Origin of the sequence: Streptomyces sp. MCA2, assembly GCF_023544705.1 — a bacterium.
In the GTDB taxonomy this organism is placed as follows: Bacteria; Actinomycetota; Actinomycetes; order Streptomycetales; family Streptomycetaceae; genus Streptomyces; species Streptomyces decoyicus.
The window spans coordinates 13,445-40,092 of the sequence record NZ_JAMJFM010000074.1 but is presented as its reverse complement, the minus strand read 5'-3'; the positions used below and the strand labels follow the sequence as shown (position 1 = coordinate 40,092).

Sequence of the window (26,648 nt, the reverse complement as noted above, 5' to 3'; positions counted from 1 at the left end):
GGCCGCCCGCTGCGCGTAGTACGCCGCCATCAGCGCGGTCGGCTCGGCGCCGGGACCATAGGCACGGCTACGGGTCATCGGCGCCATCACAAGACGGTTCGCCAGGCGCTTGCCGCCCAGGACGATCGGGTCGAAAGCAGTGGTCATCAGTCTCTTCCTCCAGATAAGTGACGCTCTGTGGCTCAGGTGCTCCGCCGCCCTCAGCGGCAGATGCCTGCCCGAACAAGTAAATCACCTGCCCGAACAGGCAAACCCTCCGCCGTCATTCCCGAGGGCCACCGTGAAGCACGCCACATCGGCCATTCCACCCTGTTCCAGCGCAAGCCAGACGGACTCCACGAGGAAGCATTACCAAGAAGTGGACTTAGGTTGTTCAGACAGGAAAGTGAGGAAAAGGTGACGCGGTCCGCGCCGGAGGCCGGACGGGGTTCCACCGGAGCGGGACAGGAGGCCACGGTCCAGGAACCGGCCGCGGTCGGCGGCGGGCCGGTCAGCCACGCGATCTTCCGCCTGGCCCGCCTGCACCGCATGTTCGCCGGACAACTACTGCGCCGGATCGGCCTGCATCCGGGCCAGGAGCTGGTGATGATGCACCTGTGGGAACGCGGCGCACAGCGGCAGGCCGACCTGGTGCGACTGATGGACTCCGATGCCGCCACCATGACCCGCACCGTCCGCCGCCCGGAGCAGGCCGGCTTCGTCCGCCGCCGTCCCTCACCCACCGACAAGCGCGCCTCACTCATCGAACCCACGGCAGCCAGCCACGCCCTGCGCCCTGAGGTCGAGCAGAGCTGGAGTGGGCCCGAGGATCTGGTGGCCGCGGACCTCTCCGTCGACGAGCGCACCGCGGCCCGGCACCCTGGAACGCCTGGAGCGCCTGAGCGCCTGAGCGCCTGAGCGCCTGGAACGCAACCTCGTACAGGCCGCCGCTGATCCCACCTGCACGAACAAGGGGCGTGAGCGCCTCGACGGCGACAAGGGGCCAACCGATGGACGGACCTGATGTGACGCTCAACGCGCGGCCCGGCAGTGCGGGATACGGACGCTTACACCGCTCCAGCATGACAAAACCAATTCCCCGCACATCGATAGGCACTTACGTGGTCTGCCACCTCACCTGAGCCGTCCATGCGACGGCCCCTCTGTCCCACTACCGGCAGTCGCGCACTCAGGGACCGGAAGCAGCAGTTCCCCTCACTCTCTCGGCACCCCGCAATCCTGGGCAGGGGAGAAATACGCGTATCACTACCTGTTCCGCGCACACCCGAGCCGCAGACCACCCGGCAGTCATGGCCGCACGCCCCGCACGCCCCGTACGTACAGCCGCGCGAACGGGAGGCGAGACGTCGACACCGGGGCACGGCTCCCGGGACAGTTCATGAGCACCGGGCACGAGCCACTGGCTGCTCGGAAGCCGCGGTGACACGGAAGACCGGCTCTCCCCAGCCGAGCGGGACGGCACCGAGTGGTCCCGCCCGGCGCATGGGGCCGGCTGCCGCGTCAGCGGGACGCCCGTACTCGTGGCCTACGACGACCGCCGCGCAGCCGTCGGCCGGGGCGGGCCCGTCCCGGCGTGGTGAGCCGTCCCGGCGTGGTGAGCCTTGTCAAAACCGACGATGCCCGGGCCCTTCGCTGTTACGGTCGCGCCATGTCCAAGATCGAGATAAACGTGGTGACCGCCGAGTTCTTCGAGGCCTTTGACAACCGGGGCGGCAAGGCTGCCGACGTGGCCCGGATCCGCCGACTGGTTCTTCCGGGCGGTGTGATCGTCAAGGCCGGCCCGGAGTTCACGGTCTACACCGTGGACGAGTTCATCGAGCCTCGCCTGCGGCTGCTGACCGACGGTCGGCTCGTCGACTTCTCCGAGTGGGAGACCTCCGAACGGACGGAGATCGCGGGCGATATCGCGTCGCGGTTCAGCGAGTACCGCAAGTCCGGCACCTTGGACGGTGAGCCGTTCGACGGAGGCGGGACCAAGACCATCCAGTTCGTCCGCACCTCACAGGGCTGGCGGATCTCAGCGTTGGCCTGGTACGACCAGCCCTGACCACAGGGGCGGTCGGCCGCGGCTCATCAGCTTGGAAGTCAACACCGTTGCGGGCCGTGACCACAGAGGTTCGCCTGGTTGGCGAGCGCGGAGGCGTGGCGGCGGTCGGTCGGGCTCCGCGTACGGCGGGGGATGCACCCCCGATACTCTGCACGCCGTGACCAACTCACTTGCGAGCCTTGATGATGCCGAGGTTGCGGTCGCTGCGGTACGTGCCGGGGCGGAGCTCGTACGCGCCAGGTATGGACGGCGGCTCACCCGCATCGACAAAGGCCTCGGGGACTTCGCCACTGATGCCGATGTGGCGGCTGAGGGAGCGATCCTCGGCGTCATCCGTGCTGCGCGGCCTGAGGATGCGGTGCACGGCGAGGAGGGCGGGCAACAGGGTGCGGCTGACGCGGTGCGCCAGTGGTGGGTGGACCCCTTGTGCGGCACCCTCAACTACGCCGTCGGCAACATGCTGGTGGCCGTCAACGTGGCACTGCGCAATGGCCCGGCCGCAGTGGCCGATCCGTTCAGCGGCGAGGTGTTCTTCACCGACGGTGAGACGGCTTGGGTTCGGCGCGACGGGGGCGACACTCAGCTGGTGCCGACGGCGGCCACCCAGCTGGTGGACGTGAACCTGGATCCGCCCTTTCCGAGCGCGCCAGGGTTCCGGGCTGTGGATTTGCTCGCTCATCCTGGCTTCGTCGAGCGGTTCCGGCCGCGGGTCGTCTCCACGACGCTGGCGCTGGCCTGGGTCGCGGCCGGTAAGCGTGCCGCATACGTCACCGATGGCGGTGATCTGACCGAGAGCGTGCACTTCGCCGCCGGCATCGCTTTGTGCCAGGCCGCCGGCTGTGTCGTCACCGGAGTCGACGGCGCTCCCCTCGGGCAGGCAGGCCGTGGGCTCCTAGTGGCCTCGGACGCAGAGACTCACGGTCTGTTGTTGTCGATGATCCGCGGTCGAGGCCAAGGGTTGTGAGGTCGGAAACTTCGGCGGGCGCCACGGCGGCGCAAGCACCACGACGACGGTCGCCCAGGCCAGCGGCTTCAGCTGGTGGTACCCCCACACGATGCCGGCCACGCCTGGAAGGCGTGACCGGCATCGTTGAGTGCGAGCAGGCTGACGCTACGGAAATGCGATGCTCGTCCGGGAAGCGTCGGTGTCCAGGAATGGGCAATCGGCGAGGACAGCCACCCCGGGCAACCAGTCCGTTAAATCCTCACAGGATTTCGATCGCGTTGACCTTCGGCGGATGGTTCGGGAAGGTGATCTCGTGCCACCGGTCGATTTTCACCGAATCGCCATTGGCGTCGTAGTAGATCAAGTCGTTGTTCCCCGTGGAGATCTTGTCGACCCACCACCCGCCGAAGGAGATTCTCCCACGGTTCGCGTAGCAGTCGACGCTCTGCTGCCCGCCGCTGTGGGACCAGATCTTCAGGAAGTTTTCCCCACCGCGACAAGCGACATGGTCGATGGCGAAAGCGTTGCCGGTCGGCACGGTCATGGTGAACGCGGCGGCCGCGGCGAACGCCACGGCCACGGAACGCGCGGCCTTCTTCGTTTTTGAGACCACAAGTGCTCCTTACTTCGAATGGCGAACCGAACACTCACTTCGCAACCACCGTGGGTGGCATCGATGTGGTGCTCGAATGACCCGAGCGTGTGGGGTAAGCCGTCCCAGCCACAACGAAATCCCATCAGTGCGGGACACCGGAACGCAGAAATGGGCGTTGAACAGGGGATACGTAAGCCACCTGGAACACGGGAACGGGACGCACCAGGATCCGACTTTTGGGGCCGGCGGGTATCTCACCACCAGTACGGCCCGTGTTCCGGGAGAAGAACTGTTCCGGATGTTGCGTGCGTCGAATTCGGTCGAGTTCGTGTACCGCTGCTGATCACTTTACTGCGGGTGACGAGCTCGGTGAACCGGCGTGCACCGGGCGGCTGTCACACGAGTGGATCACCAGCGCCTCGCAGCGTCCCCCGGGGCCACGGCCGTTCCCTGGGATAGGCAACCTCCTGCCCGTCGCCACGGCCGGCCTGCGGGCCGGAGCCGACCGGCTCGCGGTCCGACTGCTCGCGGCCGGGCGCCCTCTTCCTCTTCGGTGTCCCGCCGTAAACCGCCCGACGCCCGCTCGTTGGGCTTACCTGCCCCTCGGTCCGCACGATCGCCAGGTTTTGCAAGCGCTTTGGCGATTATGGCTCAATACGTTGGCCGTGATCTTTCGAATGTTTTCCGACGGCCTTTGACAGCAAGTAGTAGGAGTGAAAGGGCAAGTCCCCTAGTCGAGGAGTCATCGATGGCCAAGGTTCCCGCTGCCCCCAAGAGCGAGTCGCACGCGGCCCGCCGGCCGAAAAGGATCGGCTTCTCTGTGGAGACGGTGAAGACATCCCAGGTCAAGGGCGTGCCGAACCTCGAAGTTGATCAGAAGGACGTGTAAGGGCAGGCGTCAAGTCACTGTCCTGACCCGCCCGGTGGCTCCTTGGAGTCACCGGGCACTCCCCTTTACACCGTGAGGAATGGCGTGTTCGCTCTCGAATCGCTGCTCGACCCGATGCCTCTTGATCAATTCCTTCGCGAGAACTGGACAGCCCGGGGCGTCGTCTTACGCGGGCAGGACCGCGACCGCTTCCGTCCGCTCTTCTCTTGGGATCAGCTCAACCACCTTCTCAATTTTCATCGGCTTCGTTTCGGGGAAGAAATCCGCCTGGCGGCCAAAGGAAGGAAGATCTTCGACAAGCCTGAGACGCCTGAGGAGTGGATCAGGCATTGCCAGGACGGATACACCCTCATCATCAACCAGTTGCAGGCGCGGCTTCCCGCGATCGCCGAACTGGCATCGACGATCGAGCGTGCGATCGGCCATCGGAGCCAGGTCAACATGTACTGCTCCTGGCCTGAGCAGCAGGGGTTTGACCAGCACCACGACGACCATGAGGTCTTCATCCTCCAGATCGAGGGGACGAAGCGATGGGTCGTCTCCGAGGAGACGTACAAATACCCGCTCGACAAATACAACAACGTCTCCGCCGACACAGGTGAGCCCAAGGGACCCCCTTACATCGAGACCGAACTCCGCCCGGGGGATGTGCTCTACATTCCACGGGGTCACTGGCACTACGCGGTGGCCGGCGACGAACCCTCTTTGCACCTGACGCTGGGGGTGACGTGCCGCACCGGCGTCTACTGGTTGAAGTGGCTGGCGGACGAGCTGATGGACGAGGAGGAATGGCGGCGTAACCTCCCGCCCGTCGTCGCAGGTGACACAGCCCAACTCGCTGACCACGTACGCGGACTGATGGGCAGAATCGCGGCGCTGGCCGACGACGAGCAGTTGGTGAGGGCCTACATCGCCAACCATCTGACCACCCAGGACAGTCGTCACCGGGAGGTCAGCCTCCCCAGCCAGTCCGGGTTCCATCCGCTCTCCACGAACAGCTACACGCGCTTACGGCAGGCGCACTTCAACCCCGTCAAGGTTGAGTACGATGCCGAGTCCGCACAGCACCGCATTCTGTTCGGCACGAGGAAGATCACGCTCGACGGTGCTCCGGTAGAACTCATCGACAATCTCTTCCACCGCGAGTCGTTCACCCTTGAGGAAGCCATCGGATGGGCCCCCGCATTCGACCCGGCCGAAGACGTCGCCCCACTGCTGCGGCTGTTGGTCGAGGAAGGATTCCTTCTGGAGGAGCACCCTCCGTCGGGGTGAGCGCCGCAAGGTATCCCAGCCCGCCCGCGGCACGACGGGCAAGCGGTCCGTAAGTCCCGGAGCCTACGCCACGGGACCAGTGCCTCTTGAAGGTCCTGACCCCGCCGGCGCTCACCACTGACGGAGACGACTCGATGAAGATCGGCCTGATCGAGCTCAGTGCACACAGCGAGGTCCTCGAAAGCCTCATACGGCAAGCCATCGATGTCGGGGCGAGCCCGACCGTCTACACGAACCCGTTCTGTGCCGAAGCGTCGGAGGCCGCCGAATCCTCGGCAGTCGAGTGGCACGTGTGCCCCCAGGGTCTGCCGTATGGCGAATTCCTGGATCAATGCAAGCCCTCGATTGGCTCACAGGATCACCTGTTCATTGTCACCCCGGTCGATTCCCTGTGCGGCCTGCTCTCCGATGCGGGCGCGATGTCAGCCACCTGGCACTGCCTGGTGCACAACCTCAACACGTTCACTTCGTCAGGCGGCAGCCGGCCGAGTGCCGCTATCGCGAAGCTCGTCCTCGAAGGCGCGGCGGGCGTCCTTCTTCCGGATCTCCGGCTCATGAAATCCGGCGACCCTCTGCGGAACCGCGCAATCAACATCGCCTACCCGCAGCGCCCGCCTACCGAGTTCGTGAGGGACGAGGTGCGGTGCTGCATCCCGGGGAGGATGTATTCCGGGAGGGACCACGCCGACGTTCTGGCCGCGCTGGAAGTCGCCGCCCCACGGCTGACGAGGCGGCTGCGCGTCGATTTTCTGGGAGAGCACGCCGCCGAGGAGACCAAGGCTGCCGTCGAAACGGCGAGGAAGACGGTCGTTCCCTCGGTCGAGCTGCGAGATCACCCCGGTTACGTCACCCAGGAGGAGTTCGACCAGACTCTCGCGGAGGCGGACTTCCTCATTCTGCCGGTCTCCGAGTGCCTCACGCGTAACGGCATCATCGAGACGCGCGGCCAGACCTGCGTCACGGGCAACATCAATGACATGGTCCGGTTCGGCCTTCCCGCCCTCCTGCCGGCCTTCTATCCGTTGAGCGGCCATATTGACGGGATGACGGCACGGTACGGCGGTGTCCCGTCCCTGGCGGACCTGATCGTCACCTGGGTGAACACCGGCGAGTTCAACCGCAGGAAAAGGTCGGCGGCACCGGGACTGGAGGCCTACCGGGGCGAATGTCTGTCGGCCCTGCGCGAGCAACTGGCCCGCCATTAGCAGCCCTCCCCGTCGGCTGAGGTATCAACCAACACAACCAAGGGTCGCCACCACCGTTTGCCGTGAGCGCGCAGGATGAGGCGCTTACGGCCCCGGGGCAGGCGCCGGACGACCCGGCGTCTCGGGCCTGAGCACCGGCGTCTCGGCGGCCTGAGCACCGGCGTGGCCGACTTCCCGGAGTCCGGGGCGTGGGCCGGGGCGTTCCACTTTCTCCCTGGGACGGCTGGGACACATCATCGCGTGAGTCGTCGGAAACGCTGCTCGACGCAGGGTCACGCTCCGGTGGGCCTGCACAGCACTCGAGGAGAATCCGATGAATCGACGCATGATGCGCAGCGGTGTGGTCGCCGCGTTCGCCGCCCTCGCCATGGTTCCCGCGGTGGCGTTCGCCGACTCCTGTCCGCAGCCCGTAGCCGGCTGGCACTCCGTGTACCAGGGCTCGGCGACGATCAGGGCCCCTCATGCGCACGGCCGCGTGGTGACCCCGAACGGCAGGGTTCTGAACGTCCGTTCGGGTCCGGGCACCGCCTACCGCGCGGTCGGCACCGTGCGCGACGGCAGTGTGCGGGCCCTCGTGTGCAAGACCAACGGCAGCACGGTGCAGGGCAACGAGCGCTGGTACAAGCTCTCGCACCACCGGGGTTATGTCTCCGCCCACTACGTCCACGCCTACCGCGCCGTCCCGTGGTGCCGATTCCTCGGCAACTGATGCCCCCTTCGTGGTGACGACGCAATGACCTCTGGCTGCCCGTCCGTTCGTGGGGGCGAACGGACGGGCGGCCGGTACGAGTTCTTGGAGCGCTTGATGGTCAGAGACATGCAGGGGCCGCTACCGGGACGCAGGGCCGTGTGCGGCCTCGGGGTGATCGCGGCGGCCGCCGCCGTGGTGCCGGCGCAGTGGGCGCGGGCGGCGCCGGCAGCGAGCCGGAAGCTGCCCGCCCTGTCCGCGGCGGGCCGGCCGTTCCTCGCCGGGCGGCTGCGGCACACCACGGTGTTGCAGTCCTTCGCCGTCGACGAACGGCAGGGTCATCTCTACGCATTGCAGGTGGTGGCGGGCGGGGTCCGGCTGACGGGCGAGGAGACGGCTCTGCCCCACACGGAACGCGTCAGGAACGGTGATCTGTGTCTGAACCGGCTCACCCTTGACGGCTCCTCGGCCGGACACATGTATCTGAAGGGCTTCGGTCACGGAGGGTCGATCGGGCTGGAGGAATCCGCGAACGGCGCCACGCTGTGGACGGAATGGGATGCCAACCCGTCATCCGGCTACGGGCGTGGGGTGTGCCGCTTCCGTTTCACGGACGGGCAGGTGCTGGAGCGCGGCAGCGGCGAACTGGACACGTGCCACCCCGTCATGGGCTCCACCAGCAACTTCCCCGCTCTTGATGTGACGCACCGACAACTCCTGCTGCGGTACAAGCGGGACGGGATACCGAGGTTCGCCCTGTACGACCTGGACCGGTTCCGGGCCCGTTGGCACCTTCCGCTGGCCGACTTCGCCCAGCCCGGCGCCGACCTGGGACTGCCCTTCCAGGGCATGGCCCTGTACGGCAATTACGCCTACCAGCTGCTGGGCAGCGCGTACGGAACGGGGAATCCGGCGTCTTCGGGCGGCAACACCCGCTTGTACCGCATCGACCTGCGGACCGGACGTGTGGTGTGGCAGCAGCTGGAGCGCACGGCTCCGGGACTCTCGCCCCGCGAGCCGGAAGGCCTGGCCGTCCTGCGGGGCAGCGGCACACCGCGGCTGTGCCTGGGGTTCGTCGAAGGCCCGGCGGGCGGGCGCAGCTTCCGTCTGTACGACAAAGCGCTCAGCTGACTATTCCGATCCGGCGCGTGCCGGGTGTCAGCGTCCGTCACCAGTGGGTACACATTCCGCGATCCGGGAGGAAACAGACCCCGGACCCCCGGTCGGCCGCTGAAGCGACCGTCGGGTCGGAAGCAGGTGGTGAGGGAGGCGCACAAGGTGTCCCGCTGGCGACCGCTGCCCGACACGCTCGATACCGAAGCGCAACGCCTGACGGAGGAGTTGCGCGTACTCAAGGAACGGACCGGGCTGAGCCTGGACGGGCTCGCCAGGAAGACCCCGTACAGCAAGTCCGCCTGGCACCGTTATCTCAACGGTGAGAAGCTGCCGCCGCGCACTGCGGTCGAGGCACTCGGCCAGGTGGCAGGCGCGGATCAGGAACGGCTGCTCGCGGTGTACGACGCCGCGTACCGCGCCCGGACCGCGCCGGTGGCCGACCTGTCCGAGGCGCCCACGGCCGAACCGAGCGGGCGTGCCCGCAGGATCCTGCGCAGCGCCGAGGTGCTGCGGACCACCGGAGCGCTGGTGGCGCTGACGGCACTGGTGGCGACCATGGGAGCGGCGGCCTCGATCGTGAAGGTTCCCGCACCTGCCGCGCATACGCACGGGCATGCGTCCGATGCGTGCCACGGACACAGATGCCAGGGGCGGTATCCGTGGAGGTTCGGCTGCAATCGCGACGCGCGCGCGGAGAGCACCATCGTGGACACCACCTACACCGTGCGGCTCCGGTTCAGCCCGTCGTGCGGCTCCGTCTGGTCCGAGGTGCAGCCGCGCTCCGGCGGCGCGGAGAAGGTGTCGATCTGGGTCGGCCGTGACGCGCGGCTCACCTCCCACCCCGACGGCCGTCAGGGACTTGCCGTCAGCCCCATGCTGGCCACGTCGGATCTACGGCAGGCGGTGGCGTGCGCGAAGGTGACGGACCGGGTGGCATGCACGGGCGCCGTCGAGCTGACGAGCCCGGCCCACCCCAAGGGCCGCGACGATTTCCCGGGCCCCAAGTTCCTGGAGCGGGTGATGCGTTGAGGTGGGCGGAGGGGGTGGAGTGGTCGGTGTGGTCGGTGTGCGGTTGGTGATGTTCGGCTGACGGGGGCCCGGCCGGGCGCACGCACCGTGAACCAGTCAGCCGCGGTCAGCCCCCGTCAGCTGGGCAGCCCTCCGTCAGCACGACAAGCCCCGCCAGCCCGGTCGGCCGGCCCGCGAAGTCTCAAGCGGTGGCCACCGTTACCCGGTTGAGTCGGACCGCCGTTGGCGAGTCGGCGATTTCGCTGACCACGTTCTCCGATGGGGTGCCTGTCACCTCCCCGAAGAGGGTGTAGTGCCCGTCCAGGTGTGGTGCCGGAGCGAGGGTGATGAAGAACTGGGAGCCAGTGCTGTCCCGGCCGAGATTTGCCATGGCCAGTTGGAAGGGCCGCGCGAAATCCCGCTCTGGATGGATCTCGTCGGGTATCCGGTATCCGGCGCTGCCGTGGCCGGTGCCCAGTCGGTCGCCGCCTTGGACGACGAAACCGGGCACCCGGCGGTGGAAGTCCGTGCCGTCGTAGAAACCGCCCTCGCCCGTGGTTCCGGTCAGGGGGTCGGTCCAGGTGCGGCTTCCGGTGGCCAGCCCTACGAAGTTGTCCACCGTATAAGGAGCTTCGTCGGGGCGCAGTGTGAGGTGGATGTCGCCGTGCTCGGTGTGCAGGACAGCGGTAACGGCTCGATAGATCCTCAAGGAGGAGGAGAAGGGGCGGCGGACGACCGTGTGGCGGACTCGCACCGGGGAGTCGCGCAGCGGGTCGCGGGAAGGGTCGTATGCGCTCGGGTCGCTGCGCTCTCCGCAGCCGACCGTGCCGGGTGCGTTTCCGGGCAGGCCGGCGCCGCCCCATCCTGATGGAGCGATGGCGGCCTCGGACGGCGCGGTGAGCGCAGTGGAAGCGGTGGACGCGGCGGATCCGGTGGGCCCAGTCGGCGCAGTGGACGCGGTCGAAGGCGGCCCGAGCCACAGCGGATGATGTTCCGCCGAGATGCGGTCCTGTCGGTGCTGTCTGTGCCACAGTTCTCGGGCTTCTGCTGACGCATGGGTGAGCAGCTTGTCCAGATCGGTTGCTGCTTGGGCGTCCAGTACCTCGCGCATGGTCGAGGTGTCGTGGTACTTGTCGAAGAGTGAACCGTTGTTGTGTTCAAGGGTGAAGCACTGGTCGACGAAGACCCTGTCGGGCAGCTCGTGGAGGACGTAGCGCCGCACCATGGCGGCGACCGGAGCCCAGGCCTCGCCGCCGAACTCGATGCCCGGGCCGGCGAACGCCTCCGTGGCGAGCTGGAGGGCCCGTCCGTGGCCCAGTTCACGGCGCAGGCGTTGCCAGGTGACGCGGCTGTCGCCCTGGTTGATCTCCGTGATGAAGTCCGCCAGTTCCTGCGGGTGGTGCTGAGTCCTGGCCCGTTCGTAGTGCCCGAGCTCATTGCCGATGACGTTGTCCAGATGGCCCGCCAGCTCGGCGCACAGATGGGGCAGCCAGCGGAACAGCCGTGCTGCGGCCGTGCGGTCGCCTGCCGCTGCCAGCCACTCCAGCAGGTAGAAGTCGGCGGCGAGCGAGGACGGGTCGACATGGTCGACGAACCAGCGCGGGCTGTGGGCAGTGAGGTCCCTGACCATCGCGGTGAGGGCTTCGTCGCGGTCGATGTCGCCGTCGAGATACCGGGACCAATGCCGTTCGGCCACGGCATGGAGCCGCGGATAACGCCACTTGGTGCCCAGCACGTCGGCGCAGGGACGATGCGCGGCGTCCACCGCGCGCACCAGATGGCCGGCCGTCACCTCGACGAGGATCTTGGTGAGGATGACCCGCAGCCGGCGCTGGTACGGGGCGCCGCCCGGCATGCGCCGGACGAGCTCGGTGGACAGATGGCTCTCGGGAATGTTCCCGGATTTCAGCTGGGCCCAGCCCAGCATGGTCAGGACGGCGTCCGCGAGCGTCGATCCCCGGAACCGGCGGCAGTCGGCGTAGACCCCGGTGGCCTTGCCCGCGGCGGTCAGAAAGCCCGTGGCGGGCGGATAGGGGGCGAGCGGCACGAGGTGGAGGTCCAGCGTCCGGCCGGTGTCGACCGTGCCCAACGCCGTGCAGAGCGGGGCCAGATAGCGCTCGGGAGCGAGGAAGTCGTTCACCTCCACGACGGCCTGCTTGCGGACCTCCTCGAAGAGGGGGAGCGCTTCGGTGAGCGTCGGCGCGGCGGCCGTCAGTGCGGTGGTGACCAGCTCTGTTCCGGGACGCAGGCGGTCGTCGTCGACCAGCGTGAGGAGATCCTCCGGCCGGCGTGCGGCGGCCAGGAACGCGGGCAGTCCGGAGCCGACCGTCCGTGCCCACGACGTCAGTCCGGCACGGAACAGGTCCGTCTCCGGGGTGAACGGCCGGGGCAGGAAGTTGGGCTCCCAGGAACCTGCGCGTCCGATCAACTCGCGCTGGAGCGCCAGAGCGAGGTCGAGGGTGGTGCTGCGCTTCTGACGGAACTTCACATCGCTCCCTGCTGTGCGCCCGGTCCTGTGAGCAGACCCGCTTCCCGCAATTCGGTGCGGAGGCTCCGGCACCGTTCCTCGGTCAGCCCGGCGTACGTGGGCGACTCCTCGGCCAGTTGCTGTGCGTACTCGGTGACGGCCCGCGCGGACCGTCCATGGCACAGGCCCCAGACCAGCGCCGCGTCGGGCGGCAGGCGGAAGTGCCGGCCGCCGGGCTGGACCAGCGTCACCATGTCGTCGTAGGCGCGGGGGAAGAACACCGGGGACCGGCGCAGCGGACCGCTCCCCGCCCGCCAGGCGGGCCAACGGGAGACGTCGATGCCCTGCCAGCCCAGGGTGGCCGTGGCGATCAGGCAGGTCTGGGCGAAGGATGTCAGTGCGGTCAGCCCGGCTTGCGGATCGACGGCCAGGGGGTCGTCCCGCAGCAGCCGCTGGAACTCCGCGAAGGGAAACCCGTCGGGGCCGTTGCGGGAGAGCTGCCGCCACACCCATTTCTCGCCGAAGTAGAGATCCCCGCACGCCGCGGCCAGCGCCTTGCCGGCGCACACCAGCGCGCGCCGGCCGGCGAACGCGGCCGGTTCCAGTTCGAGCGGGCTGTCCGACTGGCGGAGCCCGAGACAGTCCTCGGCCGCGAAGAACGCGGCGAGGATCCAGTTGTTCATCACCCGGCGGGAGAGCCGGAGGGGATGCTCGGCGAGCCGTTGCCGCAGCGCGGCCAGCGCGCCCGAGTCGGTCACGATGTCGCCTGTCCGCAGCCGTACGGCCAGCGCGGTCTCCCGGTCCGACAGCGCCCCTCCCGGGTGATCCGAGCGCAGACCCGCGCCGAGGACCCGGTCGACGAGCGACTCCAGGGTGTCCAGGGAGAGATGCTGGACGTCGACCCGGATGGTGTCGGCGAACAGCTGCTGCCGTTCCTCTTCCGCGGAGGAGCCGACCAGGTAGATGTCGATATCGCTGGTGGCGCTGCCCAGGCCGACCACCGAACTGCCGGCGAGGAAGGCCGCGTCCGCGTTCCTCGACGCGGCCAGGCGTGCCGCGATGCTCCTGCCCAGGCGCACCCGGTCCTCGGCCGATGCGACCACTGTCATGCGCTCACTCACCCCTCCTTGACGCTTGGCCACGACGCCTACCAGCCGGGGTTCTCCGGCAGCGCGAGCCCCAGGTACTTGCCGTCGTCCGACACCATCACGCCGGCTCGGCAGCACTGTGCGAGGAACGCCGCCACCTCGTCCTCGGAGACGGACAGGTCCCTCGCCGCCAGCTGCCTGCTGACCGCCGCCGCGCCGCGGGGCGCGTCTCCGCAGGATTCGTAGGCTTCTGCCTTCCAGCCCGCGAGGACGGCCCGCTTGGGCTGGTCGGTCCTGCGGTCGATCAGCGTCAGCTTCCCGGGCAGCCGCTGGTAGACGAGGCTGGGCCTCGCCTCGGAGAACCGCTTCTGCCACTGCGAGACGGCGGCGTTCAGCGTCGCCACCGTCTCGTGGGAACAGGTGCCGGACGCCTCGTAGTCGAAGAAGTACGCGATCTTCTCGTGGTCGAGAGAGGCCGGGTAGACGTGGCTGTAGCTGGCCCGGGGCCGGACGTCGCTGATCGGGAAGGTCGGGTCCGTGAAATAGGGGCTGAAGCGTTCCAGCCAGATCCGCCCGCAGCCTCCGGGTGGCTGGAGATGGTGCAGCAGCGGGAGGAGGCGCAGTTGCTCCGCGTAGTCCTCCTCGGTTTCCCCGGGAAATCCCGCCAGGATGTTCCAGGAGACGTCGATCTTGTAGTAGGCGGCCCATTTCAGGAACCGGATATTGATCAGCTTGCTCGCGCCCTTGCGCATCAGCTTCAGCACATGGGTGCTGAGGCTCTCGATGCCGGGCTGGATACGGAGGATGCCGGCCCGGCTCAGGGTCGCGAGCTGCTCCCGGGTGAGGTTCGCCTTTGACTCGAAGAAGAGGTTCACGTCCCAGTGCGCTTCGGCCAGTTGGGCGCAGAGCGTCGAGAAGTACCCCATGTCGAGGATGTTGTCCACGGTGTCGACGTGCACCACCGGGTAGTCGCGCAGCAGCGCGGTGAGCTCGGTGAACGCGCGGGAGCCGGACTTGGACCGGTACGCCATGCCGAGCGCGTTGAGGCCGCAGAAGGTGCAGTGGTGTTTCTGGCCCCACCAGCAGCCCCGGGAGAATTCGACCGGCAGCTGTACGGGGGCCCGGCCCAGGAGTCGCTTACGGTCAAAGCGTTCCAGCCAGGTGAAATAGTCCCGGTAGTCCGGCGTGGGCAGCTGGTCGAGGGCCTGCGGGCGCTCGGCGTCGGTGGCCGGCGGCAGGTTCGTGGCGGCATACCGCAGAACGCCGGGCAGCGGGGTGTCCGTGCCGTCGGCGATGTTGTTCAGCAACGCGGGGAACACGATGTCGCCCTCCCCCGCCACGACGTAGTCGAGCCATGGCAGCTTCTTGGCGTACTCGGCTCCCATGTCCCCGTCGAAGTTCGCACCCCCGTAGACCAGCGTCACGCCGGGGTGGAATTTCTTGATCATCTTGCCTAGTGCCAGGGACGCCGTGTTCTGCATGAAGGTGGAGGTGAAGCCGATGACGTCGTACTCCCCCCACACCGGCTTGGCCGCGCATGCGGCGATCCAGTCCGGCAGCGTCCGGCGGCGCATCTCGGAGAGGTCGTCGAGCCCCTTTCCGGTCAGCTCGTCCCAGATGGACTTCACCTCCGGATACTCTCCGAAGTACTGGTCGTCAGTGGTCACTTCGCCGAACGCGGCGTAGGAGAAGAGCCACTCCCCCATCAAGTGCATCCGCTCCGACGCCATGTTGGCAATCGCGTCGTAGGCCTTGCTGCCGAAGAAGGCGGCGAACTCGAGGTTGAGGTAGTGGCTTTCGCACTCGTGCCCGGCCCTCCTGGCGAGGGACTGAAGCAGTCCGCACTGGATGGACGGCGCGTGAATGCGCGCCCAGGGCATGTTCACCAGCGCGATGCGCAGACACCTGCTGGGCGCCGGCGGTGAACCGGACGCCGCGTCGTCCTGCTCCGTACGCACGGCCAGGGGCAGGCGGATGAGGCTCATCGGATCCCCCTCGGGTGTGGGCACATCGGTCACTCGAAGTCGTCGTGGCCGAGTCGGCTCGCGCGCCGGGCCTGTACGAGGATCGACAGCGCGGCGAGGACGGTGAACCCGAGGCCTGCGGCGGCCTCCAGCCCGAGGTCGCCGAGCCAGGGCCGTCCGGCCATCCCCGCGCGGAGGGCGTCCAGGCCGTGACGGCCCGGCAGCACCTGGCCGATCGCGTCCACCCACGCCACGCGGCCCGGCGGGACGATCGCGCCGCTGCACAGCATGACCAGATAGGACAGCACGTTCGGCGCCACCACGTCGGCCCGTTTGCCGACGGACATCGTGGCTCCGGCGAGCCCCAGCACACTGAGCGTGAACGCGATGAGCGCGTACACCCATGCCCAGGGCAGCAGTTGGAGCGCGAAGTCCGTCATGCCGAGGAGGGGCGCCGCGACGGCCGCCTGGACGACGAGCAGGACCCAGCCCATGACGGGGTAGGGAAGCGCACGGGCGAGCTGGGTGACCGTCGGGGACAGCACGCCGGTCCGGACCCGCGCGAAGGTGGCGTACTGCTTGTCCAGGACGGGCACGGCAACGACACCGTTCACGTTCGTGCCGCTCAACACCAGCACCAGCGATCCGGCGAAGGCGTACTCCCGGTGCCCGGGACCGGCGAGGACACCCGCGAGCGTCGTGAAGAAGAGGATCTGGAGCACCCCGCGCGGCAGGGTCGCGCCGAGCAGACCTGCGGGCGTCTCCACCACGCGGTACTCCAGCCAGCCCATACGGGCCGCCTCGGCCGCCCGCCAGGCCAGGGAGGCGCGCGCCGGAGCGGCAGCGCGGCCCGCCGGGGCGGTGTCATGCGAGGTCAAGTGTCCCCTCCTTCCGGGACCACTCGACGGACCGGCGGTAGGCGAGCCCCGCAACGGACAGGTAGACGAGTGTGAGCAGGGTCGCGATGCCCAGCGGGGCGATCGTGACGTCGCCGGTGACCGCCCCGACCATGCAGTCCTTGATCCAGTGCAGGCTGATCAGATCGGGCACCCAGCGCAGCGACCCGGGCAGCGCGTCCACGGGGATGAGCAGCCCGCCGAGCGCGAAGACCGGATACATCAACGCGTGCGACCAGATCAGCCCGTTGCGGGTCACCAGGAACAGGCACGACACCAGCGCCCCCAGGGCGGTGCCGGAGCACACCAGCACCACGAGCGACACGACGATCCACCCCGGGTGCGACACACTCAGCGGCAGCCCCAGCGCCGCCGCGGTGACGCCGGTGCTGACGAGGATCGCCCCGACGCTGGTGACCGTGGCACCCAGGCTCTTGCCCAGCAGCACCAGGTACGGCGACCACACTCCGGAGACACAGCGGGCGAGCGTGCCGTAGGTGCGCTCACGGCGCAGCACGCCTCCGCTCATCCACACCGTGGAGCCCCACAGCGCGGTCAGCGCCACGGCCACGACGAGCGCTGCCGCGTCGTCCGGATCCGGGCGGCCGGTCTCCACCGCGGTGACCAGGAACGCGGCGGGCAGCATGCCGGAGTTGACCAGCAGCAGGGGATTGCGCTGCATGGCCCGCTGCTCCATGCGCGCCGCGGTCAGGAACATCCACAGAGCGCCCCTCACCGCGGCCCACCGACCTGGCTGCCGTTCGCCAGACGCGCGGCGACATGCGAGTAGACGTCTTCGAGCCGCACCGGTTCGATACTGACGTCCAGGACGCTGACATGGGCCAGCGCCTGCTCCAGCAGGCCGAACGAGCCGACACTCCAGTCACGGACGTGCAGTTGGAGGGTCCATGCCCCCTCGGTCACGTCGACGCTGCCGACGGCGATGTCGGGTGACGACACGGCGCCGCCGTCGGGCGGGCTGCCGGTGCCCCGCACGGTCACCGTGGCGGTGTAGCCCGCCTGCCGGGCGAACTCCTCGACGGGCAGGTCCGCCGCGAGCGTTCCGTCCGCGAGGATGATCACTCGGCTGGCGAGGCGCTCGATGTCGAGCAGATAGTGGCTCGTGAGCAGGACGGACACCCCGGTGTCGCGCAACGCGGCGACGGTGCCGCGCAACCGTTCGGCCTCCACCGGGTCGAGGCCCACGGTCGGTTCGTCGAGCAGCAGCACGCGCGGTTCGGCGATCATGCCGATGGCGATGTGGAGCCGCTGGCGCATTCCCTTGGAGTAGGTCTCCACGGCGCGGTCGGCCGCGCCGACCAGGCCGACCTGCTCCAGCGCGGCGTCCAGCTTCGCGCCCAGGCCGCGCCGGCCCACTCCGGCGAGCATGGCGAAGAACCGCAGGTTGTCGCGGCCGCCCAGCTTGGCGTACAGGCCCCGGTCGCCGCCCAGCACCACACCGGTCATCCGGCGTACCTCGCGCAGATCGCTGGTGACATCGTGGCCGAAGATCCGGGCGGTGCCGGTCGTGGGCAGCAGCAGGGTGGCAAGGATCTTGGTGAGGGTGGTCTTGCCCGCGCCGTTGCTGCCCAGCAGGCCCACGATCTCACCGGCCCCGACCTGGAAGCTGACGTCCCGCAGCGCCACGATCTCGTGACGACGGTCGGTGAAGGTGCGGCCGAGCTGTTCCACGGCGATCGCCGGCTCGCTCAACGTCCCTCTCCCCTCGCGTGCATGTCCGCCGCACTCTCGGACAAAGCGGCCCGCGCGGCGGCGAGCCGGGCCGGCGGGACCCGGGGCGCCGCGCACGAGACATGGTCGAAGCCCGCCTCGGCGAAGAACCGTACGGCCGCCGCGTCGGCCGCCTGCTCACCGCAGACTCCGAGGGTGATGCCGGGGCGTACCGCTCGTGCCTGGTCCGCGACCTGGCGCGCCAAGGCCCCGACGACCTCGGTGTCCAGCTGGGCGAAGGGGGATGCGGTGAGGAGCCCGAGGTCCTGATAGGCGGGCAGCACATGCTGTTCCGCGTCATCGCGGGACAGCCCCCAGACCAGTGCGGTCAGGTCGTTGGTGCCCAGGGACAGGGAGTCCGCACGGCGGGCGATCGGCCCGGCCAGCAGCGCGGCCCGCGGAGTCTCGATCATGGCGCCCAGCGACAGGCCCGCCTCGGCCCGTGTGGTGCCCAGCCGGACGCAGACGTCGTCGAGCAGGCCCCGCACGAAGTCCAGTTCCGTCGGCGTGCTCACCATGGGAACCAGCAGCTCGGGCCGGGGGTCACGGCCGGCGCGGCGCAGCGCGAGGGTGGCTTCCACCAGCGCCTGGATCTGTACGGCCGTCAGCGTGGGCAGCAGGACGCCCATCCGCACACCGCGCACCCCCAGCATGGGGTTGTGCTCGTGCAGGCGACGCGTGACGTCGAGTCGGTCCCTGTCGCCCTGCGCGCCCGTCGTCGCCGCGTTCAGGGCGAGTTCGGTCACGTCGGGGAGGAACTCGTGGCGCGGGGGGTCGAGCAGGCGGATCGTGACGGGAAACCCGTCCATCGCGCTGAGCACGTCCGTGATCTCCGCCCGCAGAAGGGCGTGCACCGTGGCGAGGTCCTCCGTCATATCGGGGCCGGGCCGCGCCATCAGGAGCCGCTGGAGCACCTGATGGCGCTCGCCGAGGAACATGTGCTCAAGCCGGCACAATCCCACTCCGGTCGCGCCGAACGCCCGCCCGGCAGCGGCGTCCGCGCCCGTGTCGGCGTTCACCCGCACCGCGATGCCGGTCTGCGCGGGCAGCGCGGACAGTGCCTCGTCCAGCCAGCCGGGCAGCTCCGCGGCGGTCTGCCGCCCGGCGGGCCGCCGCATGTCGCCGCCGAGAAAGATCAGCCCGGCGTAGCCGTCCACCGTCACCCGGTCACCGGCCTGGAGGGTGTCACCACGCGTAGTGCGCAGGCCCTTCCCTTCACCGTCCAGCACGCTGTCGACGAGCGCGGCGACGGCCGGCAGCCCGAGTCCCCGCGCCACCACCGCCGCGTGCGACGTCTGTCCGCCCCGCTCGGTCACGACGGCCGTCGCGGCCAGCAGACCCGGCAGATCCTCCGGCCTCGACTCGGTCAGGACGAGCACCGGCTGCTCGCCGTTGGCCTTCGAGGCGACGGCCGCGGCCGCGCTGAAGACGACGGTGCCGGTGGCGATGCCGGGGGACACGCCCAGGCCGCGCGCCGCCACGGGCAGACCGGGGGTCTGCACCGATGCCGTACGCGTCTTCTCCACGTCCAGGGGCTCCACCAGCGAAACCGCCTGTGCGGGGGTCAGCCGGCCGTCCTCGTACCGCGTGGCCACGGTGTGCAGGAGAGCGGCGCCGTGCAGGGCGGCGCGGGTGCTCCTGATGAGGTGCGCCCGGCCGTGTTCGACGACGAATTCCGCCCTCACCGGCCAGTCCAGTGCCGCCTCGGCGGTGCGGATCGCCTCGTCCAGCTGAGGGCCCCAGGGCTGCGTGTCGATCAGCCCGGCGAGATCCGCGCCGCCCGCCGTCAGCAGCTGGGCTCCGGATGCCCCCGCGAGATAGGAACCGGTCACACCGGGCCGGCCGGTCGACGGATCACAGGACCAGGCGAGTCCGCTTCCTCCGTCGGGCCCGCACCACAGCAGCTGTCGCCCGAGCGTGAACCGCGCCGGACTCGCCTCGTCCCTGGTCAGCGCCCGGACCAGGGTGGTCACTTGCTCGACCGGGTCGTTCGGCAGTGCGGCACCGGGATCCACCACGGCCAGTGCGGCGGAGAGCTCGGCCCGGCGTGCCGCGGCGAAGTCGGCACCGGCGAACCCTGCCAGCCACTGTTGACTGACAGGGCTCATTCCGAGAAAGGACAAGCAACTTCCCTTCAGGCAGGGAAGCCATGCCGTGAGGAAGACCGGGTCATCCGCGCTCCCGATGCGATGACCGGGATCGAGGGCGGCGATCGCCTCATGGATGGCGTCGTCAGCGGCATCGACCGGCAGCCGCAATGCTGAATCAGCAGGAAGGCCGACCGGCAGATGATCAATGACCACGCTCTGAATCCCCATCTCCCAAGGCAGGTCCGGTACTGATGCCGGTGGCGAACCTCTGACGACATGCCCCGGCAGGATCAGGGGCGGTTTGGCGAGTGACCTCTAGCGCTTCACGAACTCGGAACGGACGCCGAGCAGGTACACGCGGTCGTCCAGATCATCGGCATCCTCCGGGGAGATCGGAGAGAACTCCAGCTCGGCCAGGTCGGCCAGCTCCTCGACATTCGAGTTTGATATATCCATGGCCCGCACGCTAGCAGGATGCCTCTTTATCGCAAGGTCAACTGCCCATGGCTCATGCCAAGTTGACTAGATATCGCCCTCGGCGAGGGCAGCTGCCGGCGCTGTCTTATGGCTGCTCACGCCGGAAACACACCCGAGCAACGGGCGACATTTTCGCGCCATCTCCCGAGGGAATTCGCGGGGCCTTCCGGCTATGCTCAGGCGGGTGCGGATTACCAAGTACACCCATTCCTGCGTCCGGTTGGAACACGACGGCGGTGGCGGCACGCTGGTCATCGACCCCGGCATCTGGAGCGAGCCCGAGGCTCTCGCCGGCGCGGATGCGGTTCTGGTGACCCACGAACACGGCGATCACGTCGATGTGTTGCGGCTGAAGGGGCTGAACGTCCCCGTCTACGCGCCCAAGGCGGCACGGATCCCGGGCCTGGACTTCGTCGGCGTCGTGGCCGACGAGGAATTCACCGCGGCGGGCTTCCGCGTGACCGCCCACGGCGGGCAGCACGCGCGCGTCTACGGCGGCCTCCCGGACTGCGCCAACCTGGGCTATCTCGTCGGGGACCGCCTCTACCACCCCGGGGACTCGCTGCACGTCCCCGACCGGCCGGTGGAGACCTTGCTGGTCCCCCTCCAGGGCTCATGGATGAAGACGGAGGAGGCCATCGACTTCGTGCGCGCCGTCGAGCCGGAACGGGCGTACGGCATCCACGACGGGCAGGTCAACGACCGGGGGCTGGGAAGTCTCAACGGCTGGCTCACCCACGAGTGCGGCGGCCGTTACCGCCGGCTCCTGCCGGGCGCGACCGCCCGATGACGGAGCCGGCCACCGCCCCCGCCCTCTTCACCGTCACCGGTCCGCAGCAACCAGGACGCCTGAGCACGATGGCCCGCCCCCGCAGCCATGGGCACCTGGCAGCCGATATGGCGGCCCTCCGCGGAGTGGGCACCGACATCCTCGTGTGCGCCCTTCCGGACGCCGAGCGCGCCGCACTCGGTCTCGCCGACGAGCCTCGCCTCGCCCGGGCGGCCGGACTGCGGTTCGTCCCGCTGCCCATCCCCGACCTGACCGTCCCGCCGGTCCCCGCCGTGCTGCCGGTTCTGGCGGAGCTCGCCGAAGAGCTGCGGGCCGGAGCCCATATCGTCGCGCACTGCCGCTGCGCCATCGGACGGTCCTCCTTGATCGCGGTCTCCGTGCTGATCCTGAACGGCATCGCGCCGGAGGCGGCCTGGGCGTCCATGGAACGGTCCCGGGGGACGAAGGTGCCGGACACCGAGGAACAACGCGCATGGTCCCTGGAGCTCTTCCGCCTCGTCTCTCCCGGCGGGCAGGCCCCCGCCCCCGACCAGTACCGCGCGACAAGACCCCTGGCCGACCCGGCCGCACGCACGGAGGAAACGGACCACGGTGCCCGACGACATCACTCGCTGGCTGACCGAGCACGCCAGGCCGCTCCGCACGCTGACCCCGGGCGGTCCGCACGAGGACCTCGCACCGCTGGGTGAGTCTCTGCGGGACGCACGGATCGTCGGTCTGGGCGAATCCACCCACGGAACCCGCGAGTTCTTTCTGCTGAAGCACCGGATCATCGAGTTCCTGGTGCGCGAGGCGGGCTTCACCACCCTCGCCATGGAGGCCAGCGAGTCGGCCGCCCGCGCCCTGGACGCGTATGTCCGGCACGGCACCGGCGACCCCGCGCGCCTCATCACCCGCCTGGGTTTCTGGACCTGGCGCACGGAGGAGATACTCAGCCTCGTCGAGTGGCTGCGCGCCCACAACCGCGCGCTTCCGGAGGGCCGGCGGGTGCGCTTCGTCGGCGTGGATCCGCAGCGCTGCGCCGACTCGGTCGACGCCGTCGCCGCCTTCCTGCGCCGGGTGGCACCCGAGCGGGCGGAGGACGTGCGCGAGCTGGCGGTGCCGGCGCAGGCCCACCCCGCTTCACAGCCCGATCCGGAGCAGGCCCTCCTGCGTCGCGCCGAGGCACTCGCCGGCTTCCTGGAGGAGCACCGGGAGAAGTTCGCCCGGCACACCACGGTGGAGGCCGCGGACGAAGCCCTGGAACACGCGCGGATCCTCCTGCGCGCCACCGATCTGGTGACCCGCTCGCCCGGCCCGTGCTCCGGGGAGGACAGCGTGTTCGCCGTCCGCGACCGCTATATGGCCGACGCCGTGGCACGGCTCGTCGACGACAGCCCCGAGGCGCGCGTCATCGTCTGGGCGCACAACGGACACCTCGCGAAGGGTACGTACGGCGACGGGGTGCCCGCACTCGGCAGCCGACTCCGGGAGCGCTACGGCGACGGTTACTACGCACTGGCCCTGCTCTTCGGCAAGGGCGCCTTCCTCGCCCGCCGCGGCCACGACCTTCAGGGCCCGCCGCGCCGGCACCGGATCGGCACGGGAACCCGGCCCGTCGAGGCGCGGCTTGCGGGCGCCGTACCCGGCGACTACTACGCCGACCTGCGCGCCGCCGGCCCGTCATCCGAAGCCGCACGGTGGCTGCGCGCTCCGCTGATGCAGCGCACCTTCGGTGCCCACGTGCCGCGGTTCGTCTATCGCTTCCATGTGGCGCCGATCGTGCCGGCCGAGGACTACGACGGCATCGCGTTCGTCGCCCGCTCGACCTGCTCCCGCCTCCTGCCGCCCGTCGAGACCTGAGCACCGCCACTCGGGGCCGTATGGCGAGCGCCGCGTCCGAGGCCAGCTTCCGCAGCGCCTCGGCCGCGGGCCCGCGGGCGCTGTACGGTGCCGATGGTGCTCAGCTCTCGTGAGTCCAGGTTTGCGGGGCAGTGCCTCACAGCTTCTCGAAGACCATGCGGACGACGGTGAAGCGGCCCTCGCGCAGGAATCTGAGGGCGGTTTTCTGCTCCCTGATGATGTCGGACACCGCGCTCTCGCCGATGAGTTCCGCTCCGCGTACCCGGTTGGCCTCTGCCGTCTCCAGCCAGCTGCGCACCGTGGCCACGCCGTCGTCAGGATCGCTCCGCTCCTCCACCATGCCGAACAAGCCGCGGCTGGCTTCGGTCAATTCGTCCCGGGTCGGAAGAAAGCACTCGGGGTACACCTTGCGCGACGCGTGAAGGCCCTCGCGTACGTTCTTGACGCCGCCGAGGATGTCCTTGAGGCCGAGGCCTTCGCGGGTGCCGCCACTCCTGCCAGGGGCCAATTGCTGGGGAGGCAGTACCAGGGAGGCGAGCCACCCGCGCTCGTTCCAGGCGTTGGCCTGTACGGACAAACGGCCGGCCGGCCGCAGCCAGGAATGGCAGCGCCGGAAGAATTCCCGGTACCGGGCGACGCGCTGAGTGCGCCACATGGTGTTCCCGGCGCAGTGCTCGATCACCTCGATCGCGATGATGGCGTCATAGAGCCCGCCCGGTTCGTGATCGAACCAGTTCTCGACCCGGACCTCGCAGCCCGGCCAGTGCTGGTCACGGGCCCACGCGGCCTGGGCGGGACTCATGGTGATCCCTACCGCGTGCTCGACGTGATGGGTTTCCACCAGCCGGCGCAGGAGGCTGCCGTACCCGCAGCCGATGTCGAGCACACGATCCGCGCCCACGGCGTGCGCCGCCTCGGCGTGGTGGTCGAGCTTTCGGACCTGAGCCGAGTCGAGTGTGTCGCCCTCCTCCCACATGCCGTAGGAGAAGACGAGCTCGGGCCCCAGGGTCAGCCGGTAGAAGTCACCCAGGAAGTCGTATTGATGAAGGATCGCCTTCGACGAGGTGCCCTTGTAGGGGGTCTTCTTCTTCGCTTCGTGTCCCACAGTGCCCACCAGTCCATTTCTGCAACGAAGGTCCGTCGGCCGGCGCAGACCATCGCTCCAGATAACTGGTTCAGGGGCGGAACCTCCGGCTACACACCGGGCCGGGGCCCGCGGCCCGCTCGATCAGCGGCGGGCCCGGCCCCTCGGCGAGGGCTCACCGCGCTGCCCCTCGCCCGGCGTCGGGCGAGGGGCAGCACCGTGCATGCGTCATACGCGTCTGCTGTGCGGGCCGGCTGCCCGCGTGCCGCGCGTTCGGCATGCGGGGCCGGGGTCAGACCTTCGCGAGCGACCCGATCGTGGTCCCCCGCTGCTCCGCCCAGTTCTCCAACGTCATGCGGCAGGCGTGGTCGAGGTGGCGCAGCTCGGAGAGGTCCAGCTCGACCGGGCGGTCCTTGGGCAACGCTTCGAGGGTCTCCAGCATGCGGGGCAGACGGAGGAAGGTGGCCGAACCGGTGATGGTGACGATGAGTCGGCCACCGGTCGCCTCGTGAACGTCGAGGTGGAGGTGGGAGGTCTCCCAGGCGCACTTGATCACGGCGAGCGCGAGGCCGAGGAGAACGCCTTCGAACATGTTGGTGGTGATGATGGCGATCGCGGTGATGGCCAGGACCACGGCCTCGCCGCGGTGCGCGCGCCACAGGGGCAGCAGCTCCTTGACGGGGACGAGCTTGCAGCCGGCATGGACCAGGACCCCGGCGAGCGCGGCCAGCGGGATGACGCCGATCGCGGCCGGCAGGAGGGCGGCGAACAGCACGAGCCACAGTCCGTGCAGGATGCGGGAGAGCTTCGTCCTGGCCCCGGCCTGCACATTGGCCGCGCTGCGCACGATGACGGCGGTCAGGGGCAGGGCACCGAGGATGCCGCAGACGGTGTTGCCCAGGCCCTGGGCCATCAGCTCCTTGTCGTAGTCGGTGCGTGGGCCGTCGTGCATGCGGTCGACGGCGGCGGCGCTGAAGAGGCTTTCGGCGGAGGCGATGAGAGCGAAGGCGAGCACCGTACCGAGACCGGCGAGGCTGGCCAGCGAGGTGAAGTCGGCCAGGCCGGGCGGCTGGATGGCGGAGAGGAGCCCTTGTACTTCGACGCGGGGGACGGACCAGCCGGCAACCGCGGTAGCGGCCGTGGCCAGGGCGACCGCGACCAGCGGTGCGGGAACCAGCTGGGCCTGGGACGGGAGTTTCTTCCACAGCACGAGCACCGCGATGGTGGCCGCCCCGATGGCGAACGCGGTCAGCGCATCGCTGGAGGTGGCGATCTCGGTGACCAGGTGTGGCACTCCCAGGATCTTGTCGATCCCGGAGCGGGGCTGCTTGACGTCGGCCATGGTGTAGAGCTGACCGAAGATCAGAACGAGTCCGATACCGGCCAGCATGCCCTGGACGACGGCTACCGTGATCGCGCGGAAGAACCGGCCGAACCGCAGGGCGCCCAGGGTGAGTTGGACAAGGCCGGCGATCAGGACGATGGCCCCGAGAACGCCGAGGCCGAATTCTTGAACCGCCTCGAAGACCAGCACGGTCAGGCCGGCGGCAGGACCGCTGACCTGGAGGCTGCTGCCGGGCAGGAAGCCGACGATCAGGCCGCCGACGATGCCGGTGATCAGGCCGAGTTCGGCGGGGACTCCGGAGGCTACGGCCACTCCCACGCACAGGGGCAGGGCGACCAGGAAGACGACGAGGGAGGCCAGGACATCACGCCGCAGATCTGCGGACTTTTTGAGGGGGGAGAGCATCAGTGGACTTCCTCGCACAGCGGAAGCGGAAAGGGAGGGGTACGCGGAGGCCCGTGGGGCGGGCGGGTGCGGGTCACAGCGGCCGGAAGGACTTGTCGCCCGGCGTGTACGCCTTCACTGCACCGGTGTGCACCTCGTAGTACCAGGCGTGCAGCGTCAAGGATCCTGCCTCGACCCGTTCCGCGATGCAGGGGTGGGCGTGCAATCGCTCCAGCTGGGCGACCGCGTGACGCTGGACCGCCTCCGCGAGGTCGGGGGAATGGGGTGCGGTCGTCTCGGGCTGGGACGCCGCGTGCTCCAGCCAGCCCTGTACGGCGGGCACGCCGGAGAGATCGTCCCCGCTCACCAGGGCGTTGACCGCGCCGCAGTGGGAGTGTCCGCACACGATGACGTCGCGGACGCCCAGCACCCGCACGGCGTACTCGATGGTGGCCGTCTCACCGCTGGGCCGGTCGCTGCTGTACTCGGGCACGATATTGCCCGCCGTCCGCAGCTCGAACAGTTCCCCCGGCCGTGCGCCGGTGATCAGGGACGGCACCACGCGTGAGTCGGAACAGGTGATGAACAGGACTTCTGGGCTCTGACCGGCCTCAAGGGCGCGGAATTCCTCTGCACGCTCTGTGACGTGCGTCGTGAAGGATCGTGCGTGGTCAACCAGGGACTTCATGGTGGCCTTTCTCCTGCGCCCCCAAGCGTGCTTGTG

Annotated in this window: 24 protein-coding genes and 1 pseudogene; 12 read left to right on the top strand and 13 right to left on the bottom strand. The window is 69.2% G+C overall.

All coding sequences use genetic code 11. From position 1 onward, the window contains the following. A pseudogene (locus M8I34_RS37785) lies at positions 1 to 147 on the bottom strand (alkene reductase); the annotation flags it as partial. Between the two features lie 249 nt (positions 148 to 396). On the opposite strand from M8I34_RS37785, the gene M8I34_RS37780 reads away from it, so the two are divergent. From M8I34_RS37780 to M8I34_RS37770, 3 genes are all read left to right on the top strand, one after another. Next, positions 397 to 897, top strand: coding sequence for a MarR family transcriptional regulator (locus M8I34_RS37780; RefSeq protein WP_250057495.1), 501 nt, complete (start codon positions 397 to 399; stop codon positions 895 to 897). A 751-nt stretch (positions 898 to 1,648) separates the two neighbouring features. Beyond that, the gene (locus M8I34_RS37775) at positions 1,649 to 2,047 is read left to right on the top strand and encodes a DUF4440 domain-containing protein (protein ID WP_250057493.1); all 399 of its coding nucleotides are present in this window, start codon (positions 1,649 to 1,651) and stop codon (positions 2,045 to 2,047) included. Positions 2,048 to 2,204: 157 nt separating this feature from the next. Next, positions 2,205 to 3,011: an inositol monophosphatase family protein gene (locus M8I34_RS37770; protein ID WP_250057490.1), complete on the top strand. Its 807-nt coding sequence runs from the start codon at positions 2,205 to 2,207 to the stop codon at positions 3,009 to 3,011. A 241-nt stretch (positions 3,012 to 3,252) separates the two neighbouring features. Here the strand turns inward: M8I34_RS37770 and M8I34_RS37765 are convergent, their stop codons facing one another. Next, positions 3,253 to 3,606, bottom strand: coding sequence for a beta/gamma crystallin domain-containing protein (locus tag M8I34_RS37765; protein WP_250057488.1), 354 nt, complete (start codon positions 3,604 to 3,606; stop codon positions 3,253 to 3,255). 730 nt (positions 3,607 to 4,336) lie between these two features. Here M8I34_RS37765 and M8I34_RS37760 point away from each other — a divergent pair. The 6 genes from M8I34_RS37760 to M8I34_RS37735 all read left to right on the top strand — a co-directional run bounded on the left by M8I34_RS37760 (position 4,337) and on the right by M8I34_RS37735 (position 9,787). Beyond that, positions 4,337 to 4,477, top strand: a complete 141-nt coding sequence (locus M8I34_RS37760; RefSeq protein WP_244417355.1) for a hypothetical protein — start codon at positions 4,337 to 4,339, stop codon at positions 4,475 to 4,477. An 84-nt stretch (positions 4,478 to 4,561) separates the two neighbouring features. Next, positions 4,562 to 5,749 carry a JmjC domain-containing protein gene (locus M8I34_RS37755; RefSeq protein WP_250057486.1) on the top strand — a complete coding sequence of 396 codons (1,188 nt, stop codon included), beginning with the start codon at positions 4,562 to 4,564 and terminating at the stop codon, positions 5,747 to 5,749. Between the two features lie 134 nt (positions 5,750 to 5,883). Continuing rightward, complete coding sequence (locus M8I34_RS37750) at positions 5,884 to 6,954, top strand: hypothetical protein (protein WP_250057484.1); 1,071 nt, start codon at positions 5,884 to 5,886, stop codon at positions 6,952 to 6,954. Between the two features lie 313 nt (positions 6,955 to 7,267). Then, the gene (locus M8I34_RS37745; protein ID WP_250057482.1) at positions 7,268 to 7,663 is read left to right on the top strand and encodes an SH3 domain-containing protein; all 396 of its coding nucleotides are present in this window, start codon (positions 7,268 to 7,270) and stop codon (positions 7,661 to 7,663) included. A 96-nt stretch (positions 7,664 to 7,759) separates the two neighbouring features. Next, a complete protein-coding gene (locus M8I34_RS37740) occupies positions 7,760 to 8,773 on the top strand; it encodes a teichoic acid biosynthesis protein C (RefSeq protein WP_250057481.1) in 1,014 nt (337 codons plus the stop codon). A 147-nt stretch (positions 8,774 to 8,920) separates the two neighbouring features. Then, positions 8,921 to 9,787: an XRE family transcriptional regulator gene (locus tag M8I34_RS37735; protein WP_250057480.1), complete on the top strand. Its 867-nt coding sequence runs from the start codon at positions 8,921 to 8,923 to the stop codon at positions 9,785 to 9,787. 181 nt (positions 9,788 to 9,968) lie between these two features. Here the strand turns inward: M8I34_RS37735 and M8I34_RS42065 are convergent, their stop codons facing one another. The 8 genes from M8I34_RS42065 to M8I34_RS37695 form a co-directional block, all read right to left on the bottom strand. Continuing rightward, positions 9,969 to 12,254, bottom strand: coding sequence for a peptidylprolyl isomerase (locus M8I34_RS42065; protein WP_250057479.1), 2,286 nt, complete (start codon positions 12,252 to 12,254; stop codon positions 9,969 to 9,971). Further along, positions 12,251 to 13,342: a hypothetical protein gene (locus M8I34_RS37725; RefSeq protein ID WP_250057478.1), complete on the bottom strand. Its 1,092-nt coding sequence runs from the start codon at positions 13,340 to 13,342 to the stop codon at positions 12,251 to 12,253. Before M8I34_RS37725 ends, M8I34_RS42065 begins: the two co-directional genes overlap by 4 nt. A 38-nt stretch (positions 13,343 to 13,380) precedes the next feature. Continuing rightward, a complete protein-coding gene (locus tag M8I34_RS37720) occupies positions 13,381 to 15,306 on the bottom strand; it encodes a RiPP maturation radical SAM C-methyltransferase (RefSeq protein WP_250057477.1) in 1,926 nt (641 codons plus the stop codon). Positions 15,307 to 15,335: 29 nt separating this feature from the next. Continuing rightward, positions 15,336 to 16,163: an ABC transporter permease gene (locus M8I34_RS37715; RefSeq protein ID WP_250057476.1), complete on the bottom strand. Its 828-nt coding sequence runs from the start codon at positions 16,161 to 16,163 to the stop codon at positions 15,336 to 15,338. Then, positions 16,150 to 16,863 (bottom strand): ABC transporter permease, encoded by a 714-nt coding sequence (locus tag M8I34_RS37710; protein WP_250057475.1) that lies wholly within the window; start codon positions 16,861 to 16,863, stop codon positions 16,150 to 16,152. The genes M8I34_RS37715 and M8I34_RS37710 overlap by 14 nt, the downstream gene beginning before the upstream one ends. A 50-nt stretch (positions 16,864 to 16,913) precedes the next feature. Continuing rightward, positions 16,914 to 17,894, bottom strand: coding sequence for an ABC transporter ATP-binding protein (locus tag M8I34_RS37705; protein ID WP_244417365.1), 981 nt, complete (start codon positions 17,892 to 17,894; stop codon positions 16,914 to 16,916). After that, positions 17,891 to 20,020, bottom strand: a complete 2,130-nt coding sequence (locus tag M8I34_RS37700; protein WP_250057473.1) for a putative PEP-binding protein — start codon at positions 20,018 to 20,020, stop codon at positions 17,891 to 17,893. The genes M8I34_RS37705 and M8I34_RS37700 overlap by 4 nt, the downstream gene beginning before the upstream one ends. Before the next feature lie 297 nt (positions 20,021 to 20,317). Continuing rightward, entirely contained in the window at positions 20,318 to 20,458 is a 141-nt protein-coding gene (locus M8I34_RS37695; protein WP_158713074.1) for a hypothetical protein, read from the bottom strand. A 193-nt stretch (positions 20,459 to 20,651) separates the two neighbouring features. Here M8I34_RS37695 and M8I34_RS37690 point away from each other — a divergent pair, with 193 nt between their 5' ends. The 3 genes from M8I34_RS37690 to M8I34_RS37680 are packed head-to-tail and all read left to right on the top strand — an operon-like array spanning position 20,652 to position 23,111. After that, positions 20,652 to 21,269 (top strand): MBL fold metallo-hydrolase, encoded by a 618-nt coding sequence (locus tag M8I34_RS37690; RefSeq protein ID WP_250057471.1) that lies wholly within the window; start codon positions 20,652 to 20,654, stop codon positions 21,267 to 21,269. Further along, the gene (locus M8I34_RS37685) at positions 21,266 to 21,958 is read left to right on the top strand and encodes a tyrosine protein phosphatase (protein WP_250057469.1); all 693 of its coding nucleotides are present in this window, start codon (positions 21,266 to 21,268) and stop codon (positions 21,956 to 21,958) included. Before M8I34_RS37690 ends, M8I34_RS37685 begins: the two co-directional genes overlap by 4 nt. Continuing rightward, positions 21,861 to 23,111, top strand: a complete 1,251-nt coding sequence (locus tag M8I34_RS37680; protein WP_250057466.1) for an erythromycin esterase family protein — start codon at positions 21,861 to 21,863, stop codon at positions 23,109 to 23,111. Before M8I34_RS37685 ends, M8I34_RS37680 begins: the two co-directional genes overlap by 98 nt. A gap of 136 nt (positions 23,112 to 23,247) precedes the next feature. Here M8I34_RS37680 and M8I34_RS37675 read toward each other — a convergent pair whose 3' ends face one another. The 3 genes from M8I34_RS37675 to M8I34_RS37665 form a co-directional block, all read right to left on the bottom strand. After that, the gene (locus M8I34_RS37675) at positions 23,248 to 24,225 is read right to left on the bottom strand and encodes a cyclopropane-fatty-acyl-phospholipid synthase family protein (protein WP_250057464.1); all 978 of its coding nucleotides are present in this window, start codon (positions 24,223 to 24,225) and stop codon (positions 23,248 to 23,250) included. Between the two features lie 262 nt (positions 24,226 to 24,487). Then, the gene (locus M8I34_RS37670; RefSeq protein ID WP_250057463.1) at positions 24,488 to 25,945 is read right to left on the bottom strand and encodes a SulP family inorganic anion transporter; all 1,458 of its coding nucleotides are present in this window, start codon (positions 25,943 to 25,945) and stop codon (positions 24,488 to 24,490) included. Positions 25,946 to 26,018: 73 nt separating this feature from the next. Continuing rightward, the gene (locus tag M8I34_RS37665) at positions 26,019 to 26,612 is read right to left on the bottom strand and encodes a carbonic anhydrase (RefSeq protein ID WP_250057462.1); all 594 of its coding nucleotides are present in this window, start codon (positions 26,610 to 26,612) and stop codon (positions 26,019 to 26,021) included. Positions 26,613 to 26,648 lie beyond the last annotated feature (36 nt).